At 42.4% G+C, this 21,796-nt stretch carries 20 protein-coding genes and 2 pseudogenes; 16 read left to right on the top strand and 6 right to left on the bottom strand.

Annotation, left to right across the window (positions count from 1 at the left end; genetic code table 11):
• Positions 1 to 20 precede the first annotated feature (20 nt).
• Positions 21 to 608: pseudogene (locus tag B2727_RS15115) on the bottom strand (linear amide C-N hydrolase); the annotation flags it as partial.
• A gap of 323 nt (positions 609 to 931) precedes the next feature.
• Here B2727_RS15115 and uraD point away from each other — a divergent pair.
• The 5 genes from uraD (at position 932) to B2727_RS15140 (ending at position 6,071) form a co-directional block, all read left to right on the top strand.
• Complete coding sequence (gene uraD, locus B2727_RS15120; protein WP_033134691.1) at positions 932 to 1,432, top strand: 2-oxo-4-hydroxy-4-carboxy-5-ureidoimidazoline decarboxylase; 501 nt, start codon at positions 932 to 934, stop codon at positions 1,430 to 1,432.
• Entirely contained in the window at positions 1,432 to 1,767 is a 336-nt protein-coding gene (uraH, locus tag B2727_RS15125) for a hydroxyisourate hydrolase (protein WP_033134692.1), read from the top strand. Before uraD ends, uraH begins: the two co-directional genes overlap by 1 nt.
• 50 nt (positions 1,768 to 1,817) lie before the next feature.
• Complete coding sequence (locus tag B2727_RS15130) at positions 1,818 to 3,185, top strand: nucleobase:cation symporter-2 family protein (RefSeq protein WP_004654259.1); 1,368 nt, start codon at positions 1,818 to 1,820, stop codon at positions 3,183 to 3,185.
• Positions 3,186 to 3,384: 199 nt separating this feature from the next.
• A complete protein-coding gene (locus B2727_RS15135) occupies positions 3,385 to 4,680 on the top strand; it encodes an OprD family outer membrane porin (RefSeq protein WP_033134693.1) in 1,296 nt (431 codons plus the stop codon).
• A gap of 17 nt (positions 4,681 to 4,697) precedes the next feature.
• Positions 4,698 to 6,071 (top strand): 8-oxoguanine deaminase, encoded by a 1,374-nt coding sequence (locus B2727_RS15140; protein ID WP_033134694.1) that lies wholly within the window; start codon positions 4,698 to 4,700, stop codon positions 6,069 to 6,071.
• A 58-nt stretch (positions 6,072 to 6,129) separates the two neighbouring features.
• Here the strand turns inward: B2727_RS15140 and hpxO are convergent, their stop codons facing one another.
• Positions 6,130 to 7,287 carry an FAD-dependent urate hydroxylase HpxO gene (gene hpxO / locus B2727_RS15145; protein WP_033134695.1) on the bottom strand — a complete coding sequence of 386 codons (1,158 nt, stop codon included), beginning with the start codon at positions 7,285 to 7,287 and terminating at the stop codon, positions 6,130 to 6,132.
• A 182-nt stretch (positions 7,288 to 7,469) separates the two neighbouring features.
• Positions 7,470 to 8,186: a FadR/GntR family transcriptional regulator gene (locus tag B2727_RS15150; RefSeq protein ID WP_033134696.1), complete on the bottom strand. Its 717-nt coding sequence runs from the start codon at positions 8,184 to 8,186 to the stop codon at positions 7,470 to 7,472.
• Positions 8,187 to 8,350: 164 nt separating this feature from the next.
• On the opposite strand from B2727_RS15150, the gene alc reads away from it, so the two are divergent.
• The 5 genes from alc to B2727_RS15175 all read left to right on the top strand — a co-directional run bounded on the left by alc (position 8,351) and on the right by B2727_RS15175 (position 12,126).
• Positions 8,351 to 9,364, top strand: coding sequence for an allantoicase (gene alc / locus B2727_RS15155; protein WP_033134697.1), 1,014 nt, complete (start codon positions 8,351 to 8,353; stop codon positions 9,362 to 9,364).
• A gap of 198 nt (positions 9,365 to 9,562) precedes the next feature.
• A complete protein-coding gene (locus tag B2727_RS15160; RefSeq protein WP_005204576.1) occupies positions 9,563 to 10,099 on the top strand; it encodes an ureidoglycolate lyase in 537 nt (178 codons plus the stop codon).
• Positions 10,100 to 10,358: 259 nt separating this feature from the next.
• Positions 10,359 to 10,847, top strand: a complete 489-nt coding sequence (locus tag B2727_RS15165) for a hypothetical protein (RefSeq protein ID WP_005204574.1) — start codon at positions 10,359 to 10,361, stop codon at positions 10,845 to 10,847.
• Between the two features lie 133 nt (positions 10,848 to 10,980).
• Complete coding sequence (gene imm9 / locus B2727_RS15170; protein WP_005204572.1) at positions 10,981 to 11,463, top strand: Imm9 family immunity protein; 483 nt, start codon at positions 10,981 to 10,983, stop codon at positions 11,461 to 11,463.
• A gap of 63 nt (positions 11,464 to 11,526) precedes the next feature.
• Positions 11,527 to 12,126: a hypothetical protein gene (locus B2727_RS15175; protein WP_033134698.1), complete on the top strand. Its 600-nt coding sequence runs from the start codon at positions 11,527 to 11,529 to the stop codon at positions 12,124 to 12,126.
• 45 nt (positions 12,127 to 12,171) lie between these two features.
• Here B2727_RS15175 and B2727_RS15180 read toward each other — a convergent pair.
• Positions 12,172 to 12,390, bottom strand: a pseudogene (locus tag B2727_RS15180) (2OG-Fe(II) oxygenase family protein); the annotation flags it as partial.
• Between the two features lie 171 nt (positions 12,391 to 12,561).
• Here B2727_RS15180 and B2727_RS15185 point away from each other — a divergent pair.
• Positions 12,562 to 13,332 carry a hypothetical protein gene (locus B2727_RS15185; protein WP_033134700.1) on the top strand — a complete coding sequence of 257 codons (771 nt, stop codon included), beginning with the start codon at positions 12,562 to 12,564 and terminating at the stop codon, positions 13,330 to 13,332.
• Positions 13,333 to 13,404: 72 nt separating this feature from the next.
• On the opposite strand, the gene B2727_RS15190 is transcribed toward B2727_RS15185, so the two are convergent.
• Entirely contained in the window at positions 13,405 to 14,418 is a 1,014-nt protein-coding gene (locus B2727_RS15190) for an isopenicillin N synthase family dioxygenase (RefSeq protein ID WP_033134707.1), read from the bottom strand.
• A 477-nt stretch (positions 14,419 to 14,895) separates the two neighbouring features.
• Between B2727_RS15190 and B2727_RS15195 the strand changes: the two genes are divergently transcribed.
• From B2727_RS15195 to B2727_RS15215, 5 genes are all read left to right on the top strand, one after another.
• A complete protein-coding gene (locus B2727_RS15195) occupies positions 14,896 to 15,726 on the top strand; it encodes a DUF4240 domain-containing protein (protein WP_277605247.1) in 831 nt (276 codons plus the stop codon).
• A 492-nt stretch (positions 15,727 to 16,218) separates the two neighbouring features.
• Positions 16,219 to 17,211 (top strand): ABC transporter substrate-binding protein, encoded by a 993-nt coding sequence (locus B2727_RS15200; RefSeq protein ID WP_033134702.1) that lies wholly within the window; start codon positions 16,219 to 16,221, stop codon positions 17,209 to 17,211.
• A gap of 64 nt (positions 17,212 to 17,275) precedes the next feature.
• Positions 17,276 to 18,097, top strand: coding sequence for an ABC transporter ATP-binding protein (locus tag B2727_RS15205; protein ID WP_033134703.1), 822 nt, complete (start codon positions 17,276 to 17,278; stop codon positions 18,095 to 18,097).
• Positions 18,090 to 18,884, top strand: a complete 795-nt coding sequence (locus tag B2727_RS15210; protein ID WP_033134704.1) for an ABC transporter permease — start codon at positions 18,090 to 18,092, stop codon at positions 18,882 to 18,884. Before B2727_RS15205 ends, B2727_RS15210 begins: the two co-directional genes overlap by 8 nt.
• The gene (locus tag B2727_RS15215) at positions 18,881 to 20,335 is read left to right on the top strand and encodes an amidohydrolase family protein (RefSeq protein WP_033134705.1); all 1,455 of its coding nucleotides are present in this window, start codon (positions 18,881 to 18,883) and stop codon (positions 20,333 to 20,335) included. The genes B2727_RS15210 and B2727_RS15215 overlap by 4 nt, the downstream gene beginning before the upstream one ends.
• Before the next feature lie 238 nt (positions 20,336 to 20,573).
• Here the strand turns inward: B2727_RS15215 and B2727_RS15220 are convergent, their stop codons facing one another.
• Positions 20,574 to 21,749, bottom strand: a complete 1,176-nt coding sequence (locus B2727_RS15220; RefSeq protein WP_241345077.1) for an OmpA family protein — start codon at positions 21,747 to 21,749, stop codon at positions 20,574 to 20,576.
• Positions 21,750 to 21,796: the final 47 nt, after the last annotated feature.

Consider the following 21,796-nt stretch of genomic DNA (forward strand, 5'->3'; position numbering starts at 1 on the left):
CTTTAACTTCCTAAGCCCCTTGACAATTGTCCATCACGAAATTCAAGTACCAGACTTGCCCCCGTTTTATCGTGAAACTGGAAATGAATCGGGATTAAATTTTTGAGCTCATCCGTGTGATTAAACTCGCTGTGCTCAGAAAACTGTAACGGATCCCAAAAATATAAAACTTCCCCCAGAGAGGTCGGCAGTCCTTGTTGAATGGCAGATAAATCCTTTTTTAAGGTTTCAACTGAGTTGTAGTTAGACGCAGCCCAGCCACAAATATCCAAAGCTGAAATGAGTTTAGCATTTGGTGGCGCGTCGGCTTTTTTCGGATAACGCGAAGGGGGTAACCAAAGTGCGGCTGCCGAAAATCCTTCTGTATTCATGGCATCACATAGTTTGGTATCAAGCAGATTTAAAGGGAGCTTAATCCCAATCCCCATAAAACCATATTTTGCAGTCCAGTGATAAGCTGATGTATTCGGACTTAAGCTATTAATTGCTTTTAAGGACGTTGCCAATGGGATTGCAGCCAGTTGCCAAGTAAATGTGGCGGCAAAATCCATAGTACGCCCAGAAATACGATAGCCTGTTGCTTGAGGTAAAATAAATTCGGTACACATATTATTTTCTCTTTTGATTATTAAAATAAATCATGATTTTTGGTTTTTATTTGATCTTAAATTATTATGTAAGTGCTTTAAATATATAAGATCGTTTGAGCCTTTAAAAAATAACAGAGAGTATTTTTATAGTCAAATTATTTTAAATTAAATAGTGGTGGTTTATTTTAAATTGATTTTTAAATATAAATAATTAATTAAGTTTAAAAAATAAAAATCAGCTCGGCAATCTTTTACTGTGAATTTTTATAGTTGGCATATTCATTGCTTAATTTATGATATCTGGTCTGACCAGTCAGACAATGCGTTAAATTGGAGCAGCGATGCAACTCGAAACATTCAATCAGCTAGATTCAGGTGAGGCCCAACGGGTTTTGCAAGGCTGTGTGCACATTCCCACTTGGATTTCTGAATTGCTACAGCAACGTCCTTACAGCTCTAAAGAACAGCTTTATAAAACAGCGCTTGCACAAGCCCAAACCTGGCAATGGCCTGAAATTTCTACGGCCTTGGCGCAACATCCACGTATTGGCGAGAAAAAAGCGGCAGCGGTGTTGTCTGAAAAAGAGCAGCAGTTTTCTCAGCAAGAACAAGGGCAGATCCAAACCGATGCAGTGCTGCAACTGGCACTTTATCAGGGCAATTTAGATTATGAGCACAAATTTGGGCATATCTATCTGATTCGTGCAGCAGGTCGTTCAGGGCAACAGATACTGTCTGAGCTGCAACGCAGACTCAAAAACACAGCAGAACAAGAGCAAGCCGAAGTGAAGCAGCAATTAGGGGAAATTGCACTGCTTCGTTTAAATCAGGAGATTCAATAATGGCGGGTATCAGCACACATATTTTAAATGCATCACTGGGTCAGCCTGCGTCAAAGGTTCTGGTGAAATTACTGCAGCAAGTGGATCAAGGCTATGTGTTATTAGATCAGCAACTTACCGATACCGATGGTCGTATTAAAACATTCAACATCGATGTATTTGTGCAGAGCAATTACCAATTAATTTTTGAAGTTGCCGATTATTTTCAAGCTTTGAATACCGAAAGTTTTTATCCACGTGTGTGTATTGATTTTAAGGTCGCTGATATTCAACAGCACTATCACGTGCCGTTATTAATCAGTCCGTTTTCATATTCAACCTATCGTGGCAGCTAAACCAACTCAAGCAATGTGGACATTATGAATTTAATTTGAGGAATTAACCCATGCAGCAAGACAACTTAGACCGTGAGGCTCACGGATCAGCAGAACATCAATATTTAGGCATGAACAAAAACCTCATTTATGGTTTGCAGCATGTCTTAACCATGTATGGCGGCATCATTGCACCACCGTTAATTATTGGCGCTGCGGCAGGTTTGCAAGCCTCGGAAATTGGATTGTTGGTAGCGGCTGCATTATTTGTTGGGGGAATTGCCACAGTTTTGCAAACCGTTGGTTTCAAGCATTTTGGGGCGAAATTGCCGATTGTTCAGGGTGTATCTTTTGCAGGGGTCGCCACCATTCTTGCTATTGTGACCACAGGTGGTGGTTTGGCATCGGCGTTTGGTGCAGTCATTGTGGCGTCGATTATTGGCCTGTTGCTCACCCCATTTTTTGCAAAAATCATCCGTTTTTTCCCACCAGTGGTGACGGGTTGTGTGATTACCATGATCGGTATTTCGCTGACGCCTGTGGCAATCCGCTGGATTATGGGCGGCAATCCTAAAGCTGAAAACTGGGGGGATCCAGCCAATGTCGGTTTGGCATTAATGACCTTAGCGATTGTGATTATTTTTAGTATGTTACGCAGCCAAATTTTGCGTCGGCTTGCAATTTTGATTGCGATTGTGTTGGGAACAATACTGGCTTATTTTGCAGGATTCACTGATTTTTCTAATGTGGGTTCAGGCTCTATCTTTGCTTTGCCGAGCTTTTTCCACTTCGGTTCTCCTGTCTTTGAGTTTTCTGCCATTCTTTCCATGGTGATTGTGACCTTGGTGGTGATGACGGAAACCACCGCAGATATTATTGCGATTGGTGAAATCGTGGGCAGCAAAGTCGATTCTAAACGGATTGGGGATGGCTTACGTGCAGATATGTTATCGAGTGCAATCTCACCGATCTTTGGTTCATTTATGCAAACGGCATTTGCACAGAATGTTGGACTGGTGGCGATAACTGGCATTAAGAGCCGATTCGTAGTGGCAACTGCTGGGGGAATTCTGATTGTTTTAGGTTTACTGCCGATTGTGGGGCGTTTAGTCGCATCCATTCCGATGCCGGTATTAGGTGGAGCGGGGATTGTCCTGTTTGGAACGGTCGCAGCCAGTGGAATTCGCACTTTAGCAAAAGTGGATTATAACGAGCATAAGAACCTGATTATTGTCGCGACCTCATTGGCGATTGGCATGATTCCGATTGTAAACCATGAGTTTTATGCACAATTCCCTGTTTCTGTGCAGATGTTATTACACTCTGGGATCAGTTCGACCTGTATTACTGCAATTCTACTCAACATCATTTTCAATCATCTTCCATTCACTAAAAAATCTGTGGAAGTGGCAAGCTTGCCCTTAAATTCAGGGCATTGATCATCACGGATTCAGAATTGAATATTCAAACTGAATCCTGCTTTTTACCTGCACATCGTTAGACGTCACTTATTCAATTTTGAATAGGTCTGGGGGAGTTTTGGCTTTAAAAAAGTGCAAAGCAAGATTTTTAAAGCATCAGCAGGTCGGTTTTAAACGTTTTAAATCAATTTTTAGATCCAAGATCTAGGGGATATCTATGCAAAAAATTCACTTAACATCGGTTGCTTTCGCAGTCGCTATGGGGACAACACTACCTGCATGGGCTGCCGATACCAGCTTAAATGCTTTATTTAATCTGCAACAAGATTGTCAGCCTCAGGACAATTCAATTGAATCGATTTCCGCTGTATTTGCCTGTGGTAGCGTGCATGGTGTGGTCAAGTCTACTTATTATTCACTCAATAATGGTTATTTTGTGAATAATTTAAATCAAGATACCACGGTGATTGGCGGCTATATCAAATATGAAACAGCGCCTTTTTATGGAGTGCAGGCAGGAATTGGCTATGATATTCAACGCCGATTAGATGAAAAAAACAAAAATGATGAAGTCTCTGAATTAAAAGAAGATCGTGATGGTTTAGCAGAAGCCTATCTGACGTGGAAAAATGATTTGGCTCGGGTGACCGTCGGGAATCAGCGTCTCAATTTGCCGTTTATGGGAGATTATGCGGACCGCCGTGTATTGATGTTCTTATATCAAGCTGCGGATGTACAGATCGGGAATAACAATGATTTCCTGCGCCTGACCAAAGTAAATAAATATAAAAGTTATGCGGAAGATGAGTTCACCAAAAGCTCACGTCAAAATTCAAAATTGCAAACCGATGGAGTTTGGTCGATTGGTGCTGGGAAACGCTTTGCACTAGCGGATGATAAGACCCTGAAAACACAACTGTGGTATCAGGATTATGATGATTATCTACGTTTGATCTATACCCAAGCGGATCTGGCATTTCCAAAATTGAATTATGCTCCTGAGTTTTCACTGCAATATATGTCTGGCAAGGATCAGGGCAAGGCACTTGCAGGCGAGGTCAATAGTCAGGTTTGGGGTGTCCAAGCTGCGTTGAAAGTTTTACCCGCTGCCACTTTGAAGCTGGCCTATAACTATATTAAGCCCGATCAAAACAGCTATTTAAATGGCGCGTTACTCATGCCTTATGCCAGTCAGACATCGTCTGGTGAAATTTTTGCACAACCTTTTTTTACCAGTACCCAAGATTTAGGTGCGGGCAATGCCTTGATGGTGTCTTTGGAGGGCAAACTGACAGATCAAGTGATTGCAGGAGCACGTTATTCATTTATGGATTTAAAAGAGGCTGAAAATCTCGCCAGTCGAAACCAATCTGAATACATGCTGTTCGGCATTTATAACTTCAAGGGTGCTTTGAAAGGTTTTAGTGTCAGTAATTTTGCAGGGATTCAGACTTCTCCACGCTATGACAAGAATTTCTTACAAAACCGTTTTGCACTGAGCTACAAATTTTAAAGGACGAGGTAATAATCATGATGGCCAGCTTAAATAGCCGTTCAAGAATCTGGATTAAACAACCACTTGCAATTTATACCGCGAATCAACTCGACGCGAGTAATGGCTTGGTAATTGAAAATAATAAAATCATCGAGGTCTTGGCAAAGGACCAGCAACCGAGTCTGCCATGTGATGACATATTCGATGCCAAAGATTTGGTGGTGATTCCTGGGTTGGTGAATAGCCATCATCATTTTTATCAAACCTTGACTCGGGCTTGGGCACCTGTGGTTAATCTACCTTTATTTCCATGGTTGGTTAATCTGTACCCGGTATGGGCACGTCTAAATCCAGAACAGTTACATGTGGCGACTCAAGTGGCTTTGGCCGAGTTGTTGTTATCGGGCTGTACCTTTGCTGCGGATCATCATTATTTATTCCCGCAACAATTGACCGATGCGATTGATATTCAAGTTAATGCCGCGCAGCAATTGGGAATGCGGGTGATGTTAACCCGTGGTTCGATGAGTCTCGGACAAGAACAGGGTGGTTTACCGCCACAGCATACTGTGCAAAGCATGGAGGTTATTTTAAGGGACAGTGAGCGCTTGGTGCAGAAATATCATCAACGGGGGGATAATGGCATGGTCAATATTGCTTTGGCCCCATGCTCACCCTTTTCGGTCACACAGGAGATTATGCGAGAAAGCGCGCAACTTGCCCAGACACTGGATGTTCGATTGCATACACACCTTGCCGAAACCTTGGATGAGGAAAGCTTTTGTCTGGAAAAGTTTGGTATGCGTACGGTGGATTATTTAGAACACGTGGGTTGGCTGAATGAACGGACTTGGTTGGCACATGGTATTCATTTTAATGCGGATGAAATTCAGCGTTTAGGGCAGGCGGGTGTAGGGATTTGTCATTGTCCCCATTCCAATATGCGCCTCGCCTCAGGGATTTGTCCAACTCTTGATTTAATGCAGGCAGGTGCCAAGGTCGGTTTGGGGGTTGATGGTTCTGCCTCTGGAGATGCTTCAAATTTAATTCTGGAAGTTCGTCAGGCCATGTATTTACAGCGTTTAAAATACGGTGCCGAAAGGATTACCCCTGAGTTGGCCTTGCATTGGGGAACCCATGGTTCTGCGCAACTATTAGGGCGTGGACAGCATTTAGGACAATTTGCACCTGATTATCAGGCCGATTTAGCCTGTTATAAACTCGATGAATTGAAATTCTCAGGTAGTCATGACCCGATTGCAGCCTTACTCTTGTGTGGTGCAGATAAAGCAGAACATGTGATGGTTGCAGGTCAGTGGCAAGTCAAACATGGCGAGATTCAGGGGCTTGATTTAGAGGAACTGAAAACGAAGCATCGTGCCGCAGCAAAAGCCTTATTGGCGGCTTAAGAAATCGTTGTTGATTTAACTCAAAAGGAGGGGGCTGATAAGTGCCCCCTTTAAGGATTTAATCCAGTGGATTGCCGATAATATTACTGATGATGCCTTGCATGATATGTGAACCTTGTTCTTGATACAGCGATTGATACCATTCTTCAGTCACTTGAGGATCTTTCATATGGGTGACATCGCAACGCTTACGTGCTCGGAGCACCATTTCCTTAGTGCGATCATTGCGCTTATTTTGATAACGTGCCAATGCATCCTCTAAACCAAAGGTATTGATTTGCAAGGCACGAGCAAGATAAATCGCATCTTCCATGGCTTGGCAGCCGCCTTGTCCGATATCTGGGGTGGTGCTATGCGCTGCATCACCGAGCAGCACCACACGTCCTTTATAAAAATCCATAAACGGTTCAATGTCATGAATTTCGACACGATTGGTTTTTTGCTCATCTAAAGCTCCAATCAGTTTTTGTACAGGCTCACACCAGCCGCTGAAATGGGATTTGAGGTCTTGCTTATATTGTTCACGTTGATTGGCCAGCCCAGCCGCTAACGGAACATCAAAGAAAAAATAAAAACGATTTTGGGCAACAGGCATCAGTGAGACACGTTTACCTTCACCGATATACGTCGTCCATTGCATGGCAGGTGCAATGGCTTCATCAATATCAACCAAACCATTCCAATTCACATAACCTGCATAGCGACGTTCAACCTGATAACCGAGGACAAATTTTCGGGTGAGCGAATGTGTGCCATCTGCACCAATCAGTAAATCGGCTGTAATTTGTGAGCCATCATGAAAATGAAGGGTGACATCATCTTGATGGCTTTCAATCGCCGTCATTTTCATGCCCAGTCTGATATCTTCCAGACCAAATTGCTGCATTAATAATTGTTGTAGATCTGCTCGGGCGACAGGGTAGGCACGTTGCCCGACTTCTTTATATAAAGGTGATAAGCTAAATTGGGTCATGGTTTGTTGGCTCAGTCCATCCACATAAGCCAAAGATTCCATTTGTCCACCAAGCGCCTGAATTTGATCGGTTAAGCCCAAATAGTTGAGGCACTTAACCCCATTTGACCAAAGTGAAATAGCGGCCCCAACAGGTAAGATTTCGGCAGCTTGTTCATAGATTGTGACCTGATGACCAAATTTTTTTAAAGCGATACCAGCAGTCAAACCGCCCATACCTGCACCTACAATCGCAATATTCATCGTTCAGACCCTAAATATATAAATAAGTTTCTAAACAGTTCTAAGCGAGAAGTGTGCCAATTTTAGCAACTGGTTTTACTGGTCATACCAGATAATTTGCTTTATTAAAAAGCAAAAATAGAAAGGTTGCATTGATGTGGTTCAAAGCATGGGGCAAAGTGGTGCAGATTTAATTTTCGTGCTTAGATTGAGCTGTTATGCCGAGAAAAGTACACACCCGCCCGTTGCGCAGCACCAATAATATGCGCTTGCATGGCTTTTTCAGCCGCAGCTGCATCTTGCTTAAATAAGGCTTGCAGAATTAATTCATGTTCTTGAATGGTTTTAAATGCCAGATTAGGTTGAACGAAAGGCAGGATCTGGCTTTTTTTAATCCATTCAGTATGCATTTTAAGTGTTTGAATAATTGATTGATTGTGACTAAGTTCAATAATGTGCCGATGAAAAGCATAATCAAATTCAGAGGCTGCTTGCCAGTTCTGCTGTTTGATTGCACTGGCAAGTGATTGGTAGTGTTGTTGGAGGGTCGACTTATCCTCTTCGGTTAAGTACTCACATGCAAGCAGGGCACAGAAACCTTCCAATACATAACGTAATTGATAGAAATCTTTAAGCGAAACACGGTGTTCGCCATCCCATTGTTCAGCGGCTTGGCTATGCTGTGAAATCACATAAACCCCTTTACCCGCCTTAATTTCCAACAATCCTAAAGCGGCAAGACGGGTTAATGCCTCACGTAAAGAAGCGCGGCTGATTCCCAACTGGAGGGCAAGATCACGTTGTGAGGGTAAGGCAGAACCAACTGCATAAGTATTTTGTTGAATGCGTTGATGAATCACTTCCACCGCTTGCTCAGTCACCTGAGAGGATTTTCCATTGAGCATAGCCTGTGGACTCATCAGTAACGCACCTTAAATATAAAAATAAACAGTTTGATTCTACACAAAATTTATCTTTTTGTTGGTGCTGTTGCTTAAAAATAGCTATATTTTTAACAACAGGTCAGACCAGTTGGACTGGATCTTGCATAATAGAATAGAAATGAAACCTTCAGGAATGATCAATGACAGTGCATGTTGCTAAAACCGTAGCTTTACCGACCCATTTGCAGGCATTAACCAATCTTGCTGATGCCAGAATTGGTGCAACTATCATAAGTTGTTCCGATGAGTTTTTTGCAGAAGCGGCAAGAATGTTGCAAAGCACACCCGCTCAATTCATTGAAGGAAAATATGATGACAATGGCAAATGGATGGATGGATGGGAAACGCGACGTAAGCGTGAGTCTGGTTATGATTGGTGTATTGTTCGTTTAGGTGTGACAGGGCTTGTATCTGGATTTGATATTGATACCTCATTTTTTACAGGCAATTATCCAGCCTCTGCTTCCGTTGAGGGCTGCTATGCGCCAGATAATCAATTGGAAGGTATTACTTGGACGACGTTATTAGAAAACTCAGTTTTATCTCCAGACCAGCATCATTTTTTCGACTGTGCCGCTCAGAAAATTACCCATATCCGCATTAATATTTTCCCTGATGGCGGTATTGCACGTTTAAGAGTGTATGGCCGTGTGCTGCTCGAAAATGTCGATACAACCCAGCAGATGGATTTGATTGGTTTGAAAAATGGCGGGCGTATTGTGGCCTTTAGCGATGCGCATTTCGGCCATCCGAATAATCTACTCAGTCCTGAGCGAGGCTTAAATATGGGCGATGGTTGGGAGACCAAACGTCGCCGTGCCCCTGGTTTTGATTGGTGCATTATTGCTTTGGGACAAACAGGCCAGATTGAAAAAATTGATGTAGATACCGCGTATTTTAAAGGGAATTTTCCTGCGTTTTGTTCGATTCAAGCTGCTTATATTGAAGATGCAACCGATGCGCAACTTATTCCGCAGAGTATGTTCTGGCCTTTTTTATTGGAACAGCAACCTTTGAGCATGGACAATATTCATGAGTATGTTGCAGAAGTGCTTCAACATCAAAAAGTGAATTATATCCGCGTCAATATGATTCCTGATGGCGGGATTAGTCGGATTCGTTTATGGGGGAAAGCGGCACTGGTTGCAAAATGATTTTTCAGGGATTTAAGGGGCGAAGCCCCTTAGCACACCCTCAAAAACCAATGGCGCAGCCATTGGTTTTTGAGCTTTTGATTTTAATTTGATTGCATAACCTGTAGTTATTTTTAAGCAAATAAAGCAACAGCGCAAAAGTTGTCTTGCGCGACAGTGTTGCTCACGCGATGCAACTGATCTAAAGAGAATCAACCTATGCATGAAAAAAATATTGAAATTCGGCCTTTAACTCAAGACAGTTTTGCTGATTTTGGGGATGTGATTGAAAAGAGCAACAAAGACTTTATTCCGATTAATCAGGGACTCACTGAACGCTATCACGCCTTATCTCTTGCACAGGTGTCAGGCGATCAGGTCGCGGTAGGGATGAGTATTTTTCATAATCTGTTTGCAACTCCCATTCCATTTCAGATTGAGATGTTGGAACGACATCCGTATGGTTCACAGTCTTTTATTCCATTACAGCAACAGAAGTTTATTGTTGTTGTGGCGTTGCCTTTTGATCAAACGCGACCTGATGAGCAACGGATTCAAGCTTTTATCAGCAATGGGCAGCAGGGAATTACCTACCATCAAGGGGTATGGCATCATCCTTTAATTACTTTGGAAGCAAATAGTGATTTTCTGGTCGTAGATCGCATTGGTGGTGGCAGTAATTGTGATGTCCATCATTTATCTCAACCGTGCTGGATCACTGAGGCTTTAGTACAGTCAGAGATCGTGAATTTGTAACCATTAAACCATGCTTTTATATTTTCTTTTAAATGGCCTATTCTGTTCAGTAATCTAGTGCATTCAGAAGCTTTTTTAGATTCTTTTCTTGATATAATTTTATTTCTTATAAGGTTTACGAAATAGAACCAGAAGATACCCTGCAAGAGAAGCCTTGTGTTCTTGATTGGAATATGAAGTAGTTTTTGAATCAAGAGTTTTGCCTGTTTTTATAAATCTTAATATTTGAAAGATATTGAATTGATGTCGAGCGATCATAATGAGTATTGATAAAAAGCAGTTCATTAAAGTTGCACAAGCACATTTAAAATCTATAGAACATCAATTAAACACAGAGTTAGCCATGTTGTCTAATCGATCATGGCATGACACAACAAAGTTCTTGCTTATAGAATACGATTCATCACAGTTTGATAGTCAGTTTTCTGTGAGCTTATGGGCGATGGATGAGTACGGTAATTCTATTAATTCTAATAAACATGACTTTCTAATTGATAATACGATTGCAATTCCTGTGGAGATATATGATTACGATAATTATGCTAATGATGAAGAATGGGATGAAGTTGATCCTTGGGCAACTGCGTCAACATTGATAGAACATTGGTTTGCGCAACAATGGAATAATCATCCATTAATAAATTTTCCCGCATATATCGGGCACCATGACAGTTACTTCAAAACTGAATTGTCGAATCTCATGCAGATAGATTGGGATGCTATTCTCAAACGTGCTCAGACCCGATAAAACTATTTTTAGAAAGGCGGACTTTTTTTTTCAAATTCGTATCGATTTGCGCTTAAGTACTCTTTTACCATGATAAAGAACAATTCAGATTTGAGCTATTACAGTTTACGATATACAAATTTATAGGGAAAAAATGCACAATTATCCGAAGATCAGAGTTCTTTCATACATTGGAGTGATGAAGCTGAATGATGTCGTAGATATAAATGCGATTGAGGCGTTGGCTAACAAATACATTGAGACACTCACGCCGTCGATAAACACTGAAGATTTGGGTGAGTGGCGACTCTTGATGTATTTGGTGTTTAACCACGGCGATGTTATTGGGCTTGGCAAGTGTTGCGTCACCTATCCGTCAGACAAAGAAAAAAGCTGGTCGATTGGCATTCCTGTTCCTGACCTGAAACAAGCCGCTTATGGTCTGGAAGAAAAACATTTCGTTCGTACTAGCGTTGATCGACGAGCCGAGTTCCATGACCCTGTTAATGCTAAATTCGCTGATTATTCCGATTTGCAGACGTGTCTAGCTACGAATGTCATTCGTGGTTTGGAGGCTGCTTTTTTGCGTGGCGTGACCATTGCAGGGAAACGCATTAAGCTTATACGACCAGTGTAGTAGTCGCTATGGTGGTAAAAGTTAATGCTTAAGGGTTAAATTGGCAAAGGATTGATAAATATTATGTTATCTACAGTTAATATATTAGTGCAATTTGTCGAAGGCCATATGGAAACGCGCTTATTCGAAGATGCTTTATACAATGATCCTGATATTGAAAAATTATTATCTGCTGAGCTAGCTCCACAATACGCACTTGCTGCCCACACGCTTTATCATTATTTGATCACTCTAAATTATCGCAATCCGATTGATGTGTTGAATGCCGAATCCGTGATTGTAAAATATTTAAAAGAACAACAAGGGATTAACGTGCGAGTGTCTAGTGGTAAGGCTGATATGGTTAAGCTTATTGCTGTAGTTCAACCAAAGTGGTTGGAACTTGATCCAAGTTATGTACAACAACTTATGCAAGAAGCCCCAGAAAAACTATCAAAAGATGAATTAAAAAAATGGCTACAATGCAGAATATTGGAACTCTTTCGCTATGCAAAGAAACCACCTAAATGGCTCCAAGCACCAGCTTGGCCGATAGGAGAGAAAAAACCATTAGTCTTTCTAGGGCAAATTACAATTCCAGATTATTTTCATGATGAGGCTGCTGCATACGTCTTCCACGATCCAGTAACTCAACAATGCCAAACCATAGTTCAAGTATGTTGACGACTAGATAGGGTTTGAAAATTACTTCAAACCCTATCTAAATAATCAGTATTTCCCTTTAAAATTCGCACTGATGCGTTGTTTTAGATATTCCTTCGCTGTAATTGCTGGATATTTCTTTTGTGGGCTTTCGATCAGCACATCTTCATTGGCTTGGCAGAAGAACGCCAGACTATAACGTGCTCCTTGGTATTCATCTGCTTCTGGATTTTTGACTCGGTGGAAATTAGAAGGTAATTGATCATCACTCCAATGCATCAGTACAGTCAGAGATTGTGAATCTCTGACTGTATAAATTTTATAAAAGAAGATATGTACTTTATAATATTGGAAGGTTGCTCATTTTAATTTAGAATTCTTGATTCTATGAATATTCGCATATCTTTATTATTTTCTAATTAAGATTTTTATATAAAACATAAATATTGATTTTCTATGTCAACAAAACGTTATGTAGCAAGAGAATTGCTTGAACAGCACACAAAGCAAAAGAAGCAAGAAAAATTAGAACAAAGACGTTTGGCGCTTGAACAACGAGCTAAAGAAAAAAGACAGGCGAAAATACATATTAGCCTTTTGATTATTGTATTTATTTTACCGTTATTTTTATTTCCAGCATATCCACGCAATCAGTGGCAGTATGAGATTTATCGTTATATCACAGAGCAGATGTTGATTACGGTAGGGACTAAAGGTCCATTGCCATTTTTTACTATTCTTTCAAGTATTTATTATACGATTGTAACCTCTGTTTTCGGAGGTTATTTGTGCTTCTTATTCATTAAGAGAGTCGGCGTGAGCAAGGCGTTTCAGGAAAAAATTTATAGTAAATTTTTTCAGGCCGAGTTTAAAGCATCGGAGAAATATCCATGGCTGGAGAAACCATTAATAAAAAAAACGATTGTTTCAGGTATATTTTTCTTATTCCTCTTAATCGGCATCCTACATTTTCTACATGATGAAATTTCCTTTCAGGATGGTAGCCGTAGAGGTGCACTCATCCAGTTAAGTTATAATTATCGAATTGGCGTAATTTTTTGGGAAGCATGTATTAGCACTATTACGATCTTTCCATTTTTCTATTTTGGTTTTTTATTCATTTATCTTGTTAACTATTTTTTCAGAGGTTTAGGTACGGGAAAAATCAATATTCCTCAAAAAGCGGTACCTAAAAGAACCAAGAAGAGATCACGGAAAAGATCATAAACGGAAAAAATAAATCGATATTTTTTAAGAGTAGACAGAGACGATTTACCTCTGTCTACAATGAATCAACGATTAGTATTTCCCTTTAAAATTCGCACTGATGCGTTGTTTTAAATATTCCTTGGCTGTAATTGCTGGATATTTCTTTTGTGGGCTTTCAATTAGCACATCTTCATTGGCTTGACAGAAGAAAGCGAGGCTATAACGTGCTCCTTGGTATTCATCTGCTTCTGGATTTTTGACTCGATGGAAATTAGAAGGTAATTGATCATCACTCCAACGCATTAACATATCGCCGATATTACAAGTGATCACATCATCTCGTGGTTCGATACTGGTCCATTGTTGTTGCTCCATATCTTTACCTGGGCACACTTGCAGACCACCTTGACCATTACGCTGAAACAATAAGGTTAAACAATCAAAATCGGTATGTGCGCCTGCACGCCATAGACCTAATTGATCTTTCAGAGCAGGATCAATAGCATAGTAATGCAACATTCTTAAAGTGCTTTGATAGCTGTCTTGTTCAGGATCATGAGCAAGGCTAAAAAAGTTATCTGCAAAACCCAGTTTATAAGCAAAACAGGAGAGTATTTTCATACCCACGTGCCAACACGCTTGTTCAAATTCAAGCATGGTATTTTTAAAGTCAGGCAGCTCTTGCTCGGTTGGATAAAGTCCATCCATACGTGGGCGAGTGATTTGGTAGGATTCTTTCTGGTCTGGGGTACTGGTTGATGGACGAACTTGAGCCTTACTTTCCCAACCTGCATTTCGATGAAGTGGGTAGCGTGCTTTGACCGGTTCAGGCAGATCAAAAAACTGTTGTGTCATGTCAAATGCAGTTTGAATCTGCTCAAGTGGAATACCATGATGCGAGACCTGAAAGAAACCAATATCAGTGGCAGCCGTCCAGAGTTGTTCCGCAATCTCATATTTACGTTGTTCAAAGTCAGATAAATCAATCACTCGGACTTCGCGTTCAAAGGTTTCTTGACCCAAAGCTCCCATACGAGCTTCTTTTTGCAGTTCTTCTAAGCTGTAGTCTTGTTCAGCTAATGTAGTCATATTGGCGCTATTCATATTTTCAACCTCATCTTTTGGATAAACCGTGACCCAATCAAATAGATTGAAAGAGACGGGGTCACATTCAAAAAAGAGCTGCACTTTTTCCATAAGACAAAGCTTATAAAAAAAGTGAGCTGATTTCTGAGCAATGACCCACATAGCAGTCGATGTGACTGACTATGCTGAACGCTTCTACTCTGACAGAAAGAATGAAGCACTTTTTGTGCCAGTTTATAAAGTGAAATAGGTCAATATGAGCAGAAACACTGCAATTTCTTGTGAAAATGTTGAAAATCAAACAACAGTGGACTTTAATCTGTCTAAAGATGGCGCTGAATTAAATGACTTTCAGAAGGGATGTTGTCATATGAGTAATTTATCTCACCGACGTCAGTGACCACTTATTGAATAACAGATTATTCTTGCTGAAGATTTTCGATTTTTACTCTCTTTTGATGGAATAAACTACCAATGACTACATTGCCCTCCCTTATGCCAGAGTCCAAGTTTTGGGCATTGATGACAAAAGTAGATCATCCATTACTGTTGTCAGGACAAGATGTTGCGAGCTTACTTCCACTCAAATCCACATTGAGCAATATGCATCCCGATGAGATTGTTGCCTTTGCGTTACGATTGACAGAGCGATTGGAGAAGTTGCTGATAGCATCGCGAGCAAGACGAGGCCCCTTTGGCGATGATGCGCTGCTTTATGCCGCCTGTTATGCGATTGCACGAGGACAGGCGTGGTTCGAGGCATCACTGCACTGGCCGAGGATATTCGACGATAGAGTTAATCCTGAGATGAATTGGTGTGAATCTCTGCTGTATGTGGGCGGGCAAGCTTGGAGTCTAGCGACTGGTGGCAAAAAGGATGATTTTCCTGTTTGGACGCTGGAAGATGGATTACGACCTTTTGTGAACAAGATGCCCATGAGTATAGAAAATCGTGCCTTAGCAACCGCCACATGGGAAAATTTTATCGTCTATGCCCACTTCGAGCAGCACCCCGCCATTGAGCGGACGGTAGAGTCTGACGCGGAAGTTCGAGTGACATTTACCGACTTGTTGGATGACTATTTTTGGTGCTTGTTGGACTTAGGTGATTACCTTGGCTTGGTCGATGAAATAGGTCAAAGCTTTCAGATACTGCACGATGCAAGCAAGAATCTATACTGGGCTGAGGTTCCGTACGAAGCTGAGCGAGCTTCTTATGGGCAAGAGTTTTCAAGAGAAGAGATATTGGCTTTGCTCAATCAATTACCAAGGTATTTCAGTACAGGGATGTTCAATTGCCCGCAAAAATTGGTCTGGGATGAATAAGGTTGTCGTAAATATTTAGGATACGATTTAAGTGATACAGGAAAAGAGGTAAATGATTCGGCTTATGCATCAAGCTAATTACTATCTTGGTCAATGAATTAACTCAATATAATTCTTTCACAAAAGATTTATTGAAACCTCAGCACCTCGAGAGTGCATCTGCACTTACTTAACGCACCATTAAACTGCATACAAAACCAAAGACTCAATGCAGTTGATTCATCTAAAAACAACTAAAAATAAATCCAACCTAGAAAATTACTATAAAAATCAAGATCAAATCAATCTTGGCACAGAGCTTGCTAAATCATGATTGAGTATAAGCGGTCAGTGTGTTGTGAACACACGGGACATTGCTCTACAGCGTTTGCTGTTCCTCTTTTGGGGACAAAGCCAATTGATTTGGTTTTGAGAGAAATGTGTAGCTTATACATTGATTGACCCCCTTAAAAGAATAGCAAGATGAATCCATACAGATTTAGGGGTCTTAATATGAATATTCAGCACTATGTGGGCAAAGGGCGACGTACTGTTATCTCGGGCGCGTTATTGGGACTAGGCACAGTTCTCAGCTCAACCAGTTTTGCAGCCGATAAACTGGTTTTACAAACCACTTGGTTTGCACAAGCCGAGCAAGGCGGATATTACCAAGCACTGGCACAAGGAATTTATAAAAAATACGGGCTTGATGTCGATATTAAAATCGGTGGGCCACAAGTCAATAACATGACCTTATTATTGTCAAAACGTGCCGACATTATTATTAATTATGACCTACAGGTCTTAAAAGGCATCGAAAGTAACTTTCCCATCAAAGCGGTAGCAGCACCATTCCAGTTTGATCCACAAGGCGTGCTCACTCACAGCGATGTAAAGTCTTTGGCCGATCTCAAAGGCAAAACCATTCTAGTCTCAACCAGCGGACAAGCAAGCTGGTGGCCTTGGTTAAAAGGCAAATATAAATTAGATGCTGCACAGGCACGCCCTTATACCTTCAATATGCAGCCATTCTTGGCAGGCAAAAATGTAGTACAGCAAGCCTATGCCACTTCAGAAGTCTTTCAGGCAAAAAAAGCAGAACCATCCAGTAATTTCTTTTTATTTGCTGATGCGGGTTATCCAGCCTATGGCGGCATTTTAGTGACTCGCAATGATGTGATTCAAAACAAACCTGATGTGCTGCGCCGTTTTGTCCAAGCTTCAATGGAGGGATGGAAAAACTATTTAGCAGACCCACATTTGGGCAATAGCATCATTAAAAAAGAAAATCCGAATATGAATGATGAATTACTGACTTTTGCAGTGGGGCAAATGCGCAAATTAAAATTGATTGATGGTGGAGATGCCAAGACCCAAGGCATTGGCGTGATGACGGATGCACGTTGGAAAGCAACGCGAGATTTTATGGTGAACTCAGGCTTACTCAAAGCTCAAACCAATTGGAAAGCTGCTTATACCACGCAATTTATTAAAGCTAGCAAATAATCTTAGCTCTAAATTATGGCTGAAGGGTTAACAAAATAGTGCATTCGCATCAAGGGGAAACCACATGAATTCTGCTTTATCAATTGAGATACCAATACAAGAATCTTCAACCTTTATCACGCCAATGATCATGGCTAGAGGGGTTGAAAAAACCTATCCCAATGGCACCAATGCCTTACAAAGACTGGATTTAAATATTGCACGCGGCGAGATTATTTCATTATTGGGACCATCAGGTTGCGGTAAAAGCACCTTGCTGAAAATGTTTGCCGATCTCGAGCAACCTTCTGCTGGATTAGTGCGCTGGAATGGTAAAGCTGATATTCAATCACAGTGCAAAATGGCCATGGTGTTTCAGGAAGCTACGCTGATGCCGTGGGCCAATATTGAGGACAATGTGCGTTTACCTTTGGACTTACAGCGTATTGCCAAATCAACCAGTACGCCCAAAGTCCAAGCTGCTTTAAAAGCCGTTGGTTTAGAAAAATTCAGCACAGCTTATCCACGTGAACTTTCAGGCGGCATGCAAATGCGTGCCTCATTGGCCAGAGCTTTAGTAACAGAACCTGATCTATTGTTGATGGATGAACCTTTTGGGGCATTGGATGAATTTACCCGCCATAAACTGGATAGTGATATCCGTCAATTATGGTCAGAACGAGATCTTACAGTGGTATTTGTTACGCATAGTATTTATGAAGCGGTGTATCTGTCTTCACGGGTCATTGTGATGGGTGCACGACCAGGACGCGTAGTGGCGGACCTGAATATTAAAGGGCCTTATCAACGCGATGAGTCTTTCCGAAGTTCAGACATCTTTATTCAACAATGTTCGCATCTATCGCAATTATTGGCTGAGGCAAGCGGAGGGCATGCTCATGATTAAACCATTGCTACAACATCCAACCGTACAACGTATTGCCGCTCCACTTGGGCTTGGTCTGATCTTTTTGTTGTTTTGGCAACTGAGTTTTCAACAACTGGAAGTCCCTGTTTATGTCGTGCCGAAGCCCAGTGATATTGTGATGGCGCTGATTAATCAGTCCAGTGTGCTATTCGGTAGTTTATGGGTAACTTTAAAAATCACCTTATTGGCTTTTGCTTGCGCTGTGATGATTGGCACATTGATCGCTTTTGTATTTGTACAAAGTCGTGTGCTCGAAGCTTGTTTTATGCCGTATGCCATTTTATTTCAGGTGACACCCATTGTTGCGATTGCTCCCTTGGTCATCATCTGGATTCAAAATACCACTTTGGCTTTGGTGGTGTGTGCCATGTTAGTCGCAGTTTTTCCGATACTGACCAACACCACTTTAGGTTTGCGTAGTGTCAATAAAGGTTTGCTCAATCTTTTCCAAATCAATAAAGCCAGTCGCTGGCAGATTTTGATGCGTTTACGTGTGCCGAATGCCTTGCCTTATTTCTTTGGTGGCTTACGAATTTCCTGTGGTTTGGCACTGATTGGCGCTGTGGTTTCCGAGTTTGTAGCAGGCGCGGGTGGTACTAGTGCAGGCTTGGCTTATCAAATCTTACAAGCAGGTTTTCAGTTGGATTTACCCTTGATGTTTGCTGCATTATTTCTGATTACGTGTACTGGTCTGGGCTTATTTGTTCTGATGTCTTTATTAAGCCAGTTCTTTTTAAGCAAATGGCATGAGAGTGAGCAGGTATGATTTCAAAGCAATTAAATCAAAGTTATTTAATTCAAAATGCCCATGCCATTTTGACAGGCTTAACTGGTGAAGCAGCACGCTGCTCATCCACTGATATCCGCATCCAATCAGGTAAAATTACTGAAATAGGGCGGTTAAGTGCTCAGCCGAATGAACAGGTTGTGAATGCTCAAGATTGTGTGATCTACCCAGCATGGGTAAATACTCATCACCATTTATTTCAGTCTTTATTAAAGGGCGAGCCACAAGGTTTAAATCAAAACCTGACCTCATGGCTTGCCAGTACGCCGTATCGGTTCCGTGGCGCATTTGATGAAAGCACTTTTCGGATTGCTGTACGTATTGGCTTGATTGAATTATTACGTTCAGGTTGTGCAACGGTAGCAGATCATCATTATTTATATTGGCCACAGATGCCGTTTGATGGTGCTGCAATTTTATTTGATGAAGCCGAAAAATTGGGCATGCGCTTTGTGCTGTGTCGTGGTGGTGCAACCTTAACGCGTGGTTTGGAAAGTGAGTTGCCTCAAGCCTTACGTCCTGAGAAATTTGAAGACTATATGGCGGATATTGAGCGTTTGGTGCAGCAATATCATCAGCCAGAATCAGATGCTTTTCGAAAAATCGTGATGGCACCGACTTCAACCTTGCATTCGACCACAGCTCAGCAATTACGGGAAAGCGCCAAAATTGCCAGACAATTGGGGATTCGGATGCATAGCCATTTATCTGAAACAGTGGATTATTTGGATGCAGCTAGAGCCAAGTTTGGCATGACCCCAGTCCAGTTCTGTGCCGAGCAGGATTGGATTGGCAGTGATGTCTGGTTTGCGCATTTAGTGAAATTATTACCCGAAGAAACTCAGTTGTTAGGTCAGACCAAAACAGGTATTGCGCATTGTCCTCAGAGTAATGCGCGTTTGGGTAGCGGTATTGCTGATCTTGTTGCTCTGGAACAGGCAGGGATGACCATTTCAATTGGGGTAGATGGCGCGGGTTCTAATGAAGCCGCAGATATGCTGTCTGAAACCCATGCTGCTTGGTTATTACAACGAGCCAGAAAGGGGATGTTGGCGACACCACAATATGAGGGTGGGCAATTTGAAGGTGGTGCAGATGCTGCCCGTATTGAGGATGTGATCCGTTGGGGAACAGTGGGTGGGGCCAAGATTTTAGGGCTTGATCAAGTCGGGACAATTGAGGTGGGGCAACAGGCTGACTTGGTCATTTATCAGTTAGATGATCCTCGTTATTTTGGCTTACATGATATGGCGATTGGGCCTGTGGCAAGTGGCGGACGCGCGCATATTAAAGCGATGTTTGTAGCAGGGAAAATGGTGATGGAAAATGATCAGATTCCTGATCTGGATATGATGGAGTTGGGTTGGCAAGCCAAGCAAGCGGTGAAGTTATTACAACAGCGGAGTGTAGAAATGGCAAAAATAGCCTAAGCTAAAGTTGAGATATCGTAGCAGGGGAAACTCATCGCATTTGCGGGCATCTTTAAGTATTCATTCAACTAAGTCCAGCGAGTAATAAAAAAACATCGGCATATCATCAGTTGCCAGATTGGAATCTATATAGACAAGATACAAGGTTTTATCGTTCATCAAATGCGTATTGCAATACTGAGCTATTGCAATACGCTTACGAGTATAAAACGTGACCATCGTTGACCCGCTCGCATCATCAAGTGCGCACGAAGATTTCCACCCGCCGATTCAACTGCCGGCAGGCAGGGTTGTCTTGGCCGCTGACTACGTTGGGCGCCACTGGCTGCGACTCGCCGTAACCACGCGTGCTGGCATCAGCTGCGGCACCACGCTGGCGCAAGGCCATGCCTACTGATTTAGCACGGCGCTCGGACAAATCCAGATTGTAGGCATCACTGCCCTTGGCATCGGTATGTCCGCGAATTTCTATTGCTTTGGCTGGTACTTTCTGCAAGGCCATGGCCAAGCTGTCCAGCACTTTAGCTGCGTCAGGACGGATATTCGTCTTGTCGAAATCGAACAACACCTGATCATTGAGAGTGATGATGAACCCACATGGCACACCGGATGGAGCGAATTTTTTTAACGGCGGGAACTTGCCAGCTGGAGTGACCTTGGGAATTGGTGCCATTTTCACTTGACGTGCTGGTGTGCCAATGCTGCCATTGCCTTTACCGTCGTTGCTCACCAACCCGTGCGGACCGTTCCATGTACCGCTGCCGTCGGCGTTGATGGTGACGATGCCTTGCGGACCATTCCAACTGCCTGAACCATCACCTTGGTTGCGAATCACCCCGTGGTCGCCGTTCCAAGTACCACCACCTTTGCCGTCCAGCACGATGATGCCGTACTTGCCGTTATACGTGCCCGAACCGTCGGCCTCGACCGAGATGATTCCATCGTCAGCGCCACCGCCGCCATTGCCGTTGATTGTGCCACTGCCATCTGCGTTGACGACGATGACGCCGCCTTCGTAGTTGGCGGTACCACTGCCGTCTGCGTCGATATGGAAGATGCCTTCATCACCGTTGCGCGACAGATTGCCTTGCGCATCTGTGCTGGTAATGCCCGCATCGTTGACTAATGCGCCGTCGGTGGCACAGTTGGCGGGCTTGACACTGATGCCAGCCACTGGGTCAATGATATCTTGCATCGATGTTTCCAACGCTCGCTGGGCTGGGCCAATACCGATGATCTCCGGCACAACGATCTGCGGGATTACTGGGAAGTCGACATCCCCAGCGGACTTCGCTGCTGATTTGGCTGTTTTCGCCGTGGCATTATCCTTATCTTCGTTAGCCGAGGGTGACTTCGTGCAGGCGCACGCGAGCAATGCTATTCCCAACACCATGAATCTGTTCATTGAAAACATGTCTAATTACTCTACTTATATGTTGACCGCATTTTGTTTTAATTGAG

This window comes from Acinetobacter sp. UBA991, assembly GCF_002292065.1.
Taxonomy (GTDB): Bacteria; Pseudomonadota; Gammaproteobacteria; order Pseudomonadales; family Moraxellaceae; genus Acinetobacter; species Acinetobacter higginsii.

Coding starts and splice junctions, on each gene's coding strand:
- uraD (WP_033134691.1), top strand. CDS start 932: ATGCAACTCGAAACATTCAATCAGCTAGATTCAGGTGAGGCCCAACGG.
- uraH (WP_033134692.1), top strand. CDS start 1,432: ATGGCGGGTATCAGCACACATATTTTAAATGCATCACTGGGTCAGCCT.
- B2727_RS15130 (WP_004654259.1), top strand. CDS start 1,818: ATGCAGCAAGACAACTTAGACCGTGAGGCTCACGGATCAGCAGAACAT.
- B2727_RS15135 (WP_033134693.1), top strand. CDS start 3,385: ATGCAAAAAATTCACTTAACATCGGTTGCTTTCGCAGTCGCTATGGGG.
- B2727_RS15140 (WP_033134694.1), top strand. CDS start 4,698: ATGATGGCCAGCTTAAATAGCCGTTCAAGAATCTGGATTAAACAACCA.
- hpxO (WP_033134695.1), bottom strand. CDS start 7,287: ATGAATATTGCGATTGTAGGTGCAGGTATGGGCGGTTTGACTGCTGGT.
- B2727_RS15150 (WP_033134696.1), bottom strand. CDS start 8,186: ATGAGTCCACAGGCTATGCTCAATGGAAAATCCTCTCAGGTGACTGAG.
- alc (WP_033134697.1), top strand. CDS start 8,351: ATGACAGTGCATGTTGCTAAAACCGTAGCTTTACCGACCCATTTGCAG.
- B2727_RS15160 (WP_005204576.1), top strand. CDS start 9,563: ATGCATGAAAAAAATATTGAAATTCGGCCTTTAACTCAAGACAGTTTT.
- B2727_RS15165 (WP_005204574.1), top strand. CDS start 10,359: ATGAGTATTGATAAAAAGCAGTTCATTAAAGTTGCACAAGCACATTTA.
- imm9 (WP_005204572.1), top strand. CDS start 10,981: ATGCACAATTATCCGAAGATCAGAGTTCTTTCATACATTGGAGTGATG.
- B2727_RS15175 (WP_033134698.1), top strand. CDS start 11,527: ATGTTATCTACAGTTAATATATTAGTGCAATTTGTCGAAGGCCATATG.
- B2727_RS15185 (WP_033134700.1), top strand. CDS start 12,562: ATGTCAACAAAACGTTATGTAGCAAGAGAATTGCTTGAACAGCACACA.
- B2727_RS15190 (WP_033134707.1), bottom strand. CDS start 14,418: ATGAATAGCGCCAATATGACTACATTAGCTGAACAAGACTACAGCTTA.
- B2727_RS15195 (WP_277605247.1), top strand. CDS start 14,896: ATGCCAGAGTCCAAGTTTTGGGCATTGATGACAAAAGTAGATCATCCA.
- B2727_RS15200 (WP_033134702.1), top strand. CDS start 16,219: ATGAATATTCAGCACTATGTGGGCAAAGGGCGACGTACTGTTATCTCG.
- B2727_RS15205 (WP_033134703.1), top strand. CDS start 17,276: ATGAATTCTGCTTTATCAATTGAGATACCAATACAAGAATCTTCAACC.
- B2727_RS15210 (WP_033134704.1), top strand. CDS start 18,090: ATGATTAAACCATTGCTACAACATCCAACCGTACAACGTATTGCCGCT.
- B2727_RS15215 (WP_033134705.1), top strand. CDS start 18,881: ATGATTTCAAAGCAATTAAATCAAAGTTATTTAATTCAAAATGCCCAT.
- B2727_RS15220 (WP_241345077.1), bottom strand. CDS start 21,749: ATGTTTTCAATGAACAGATTCATGGTGTTGGGAATAGCATTGCTCGCG.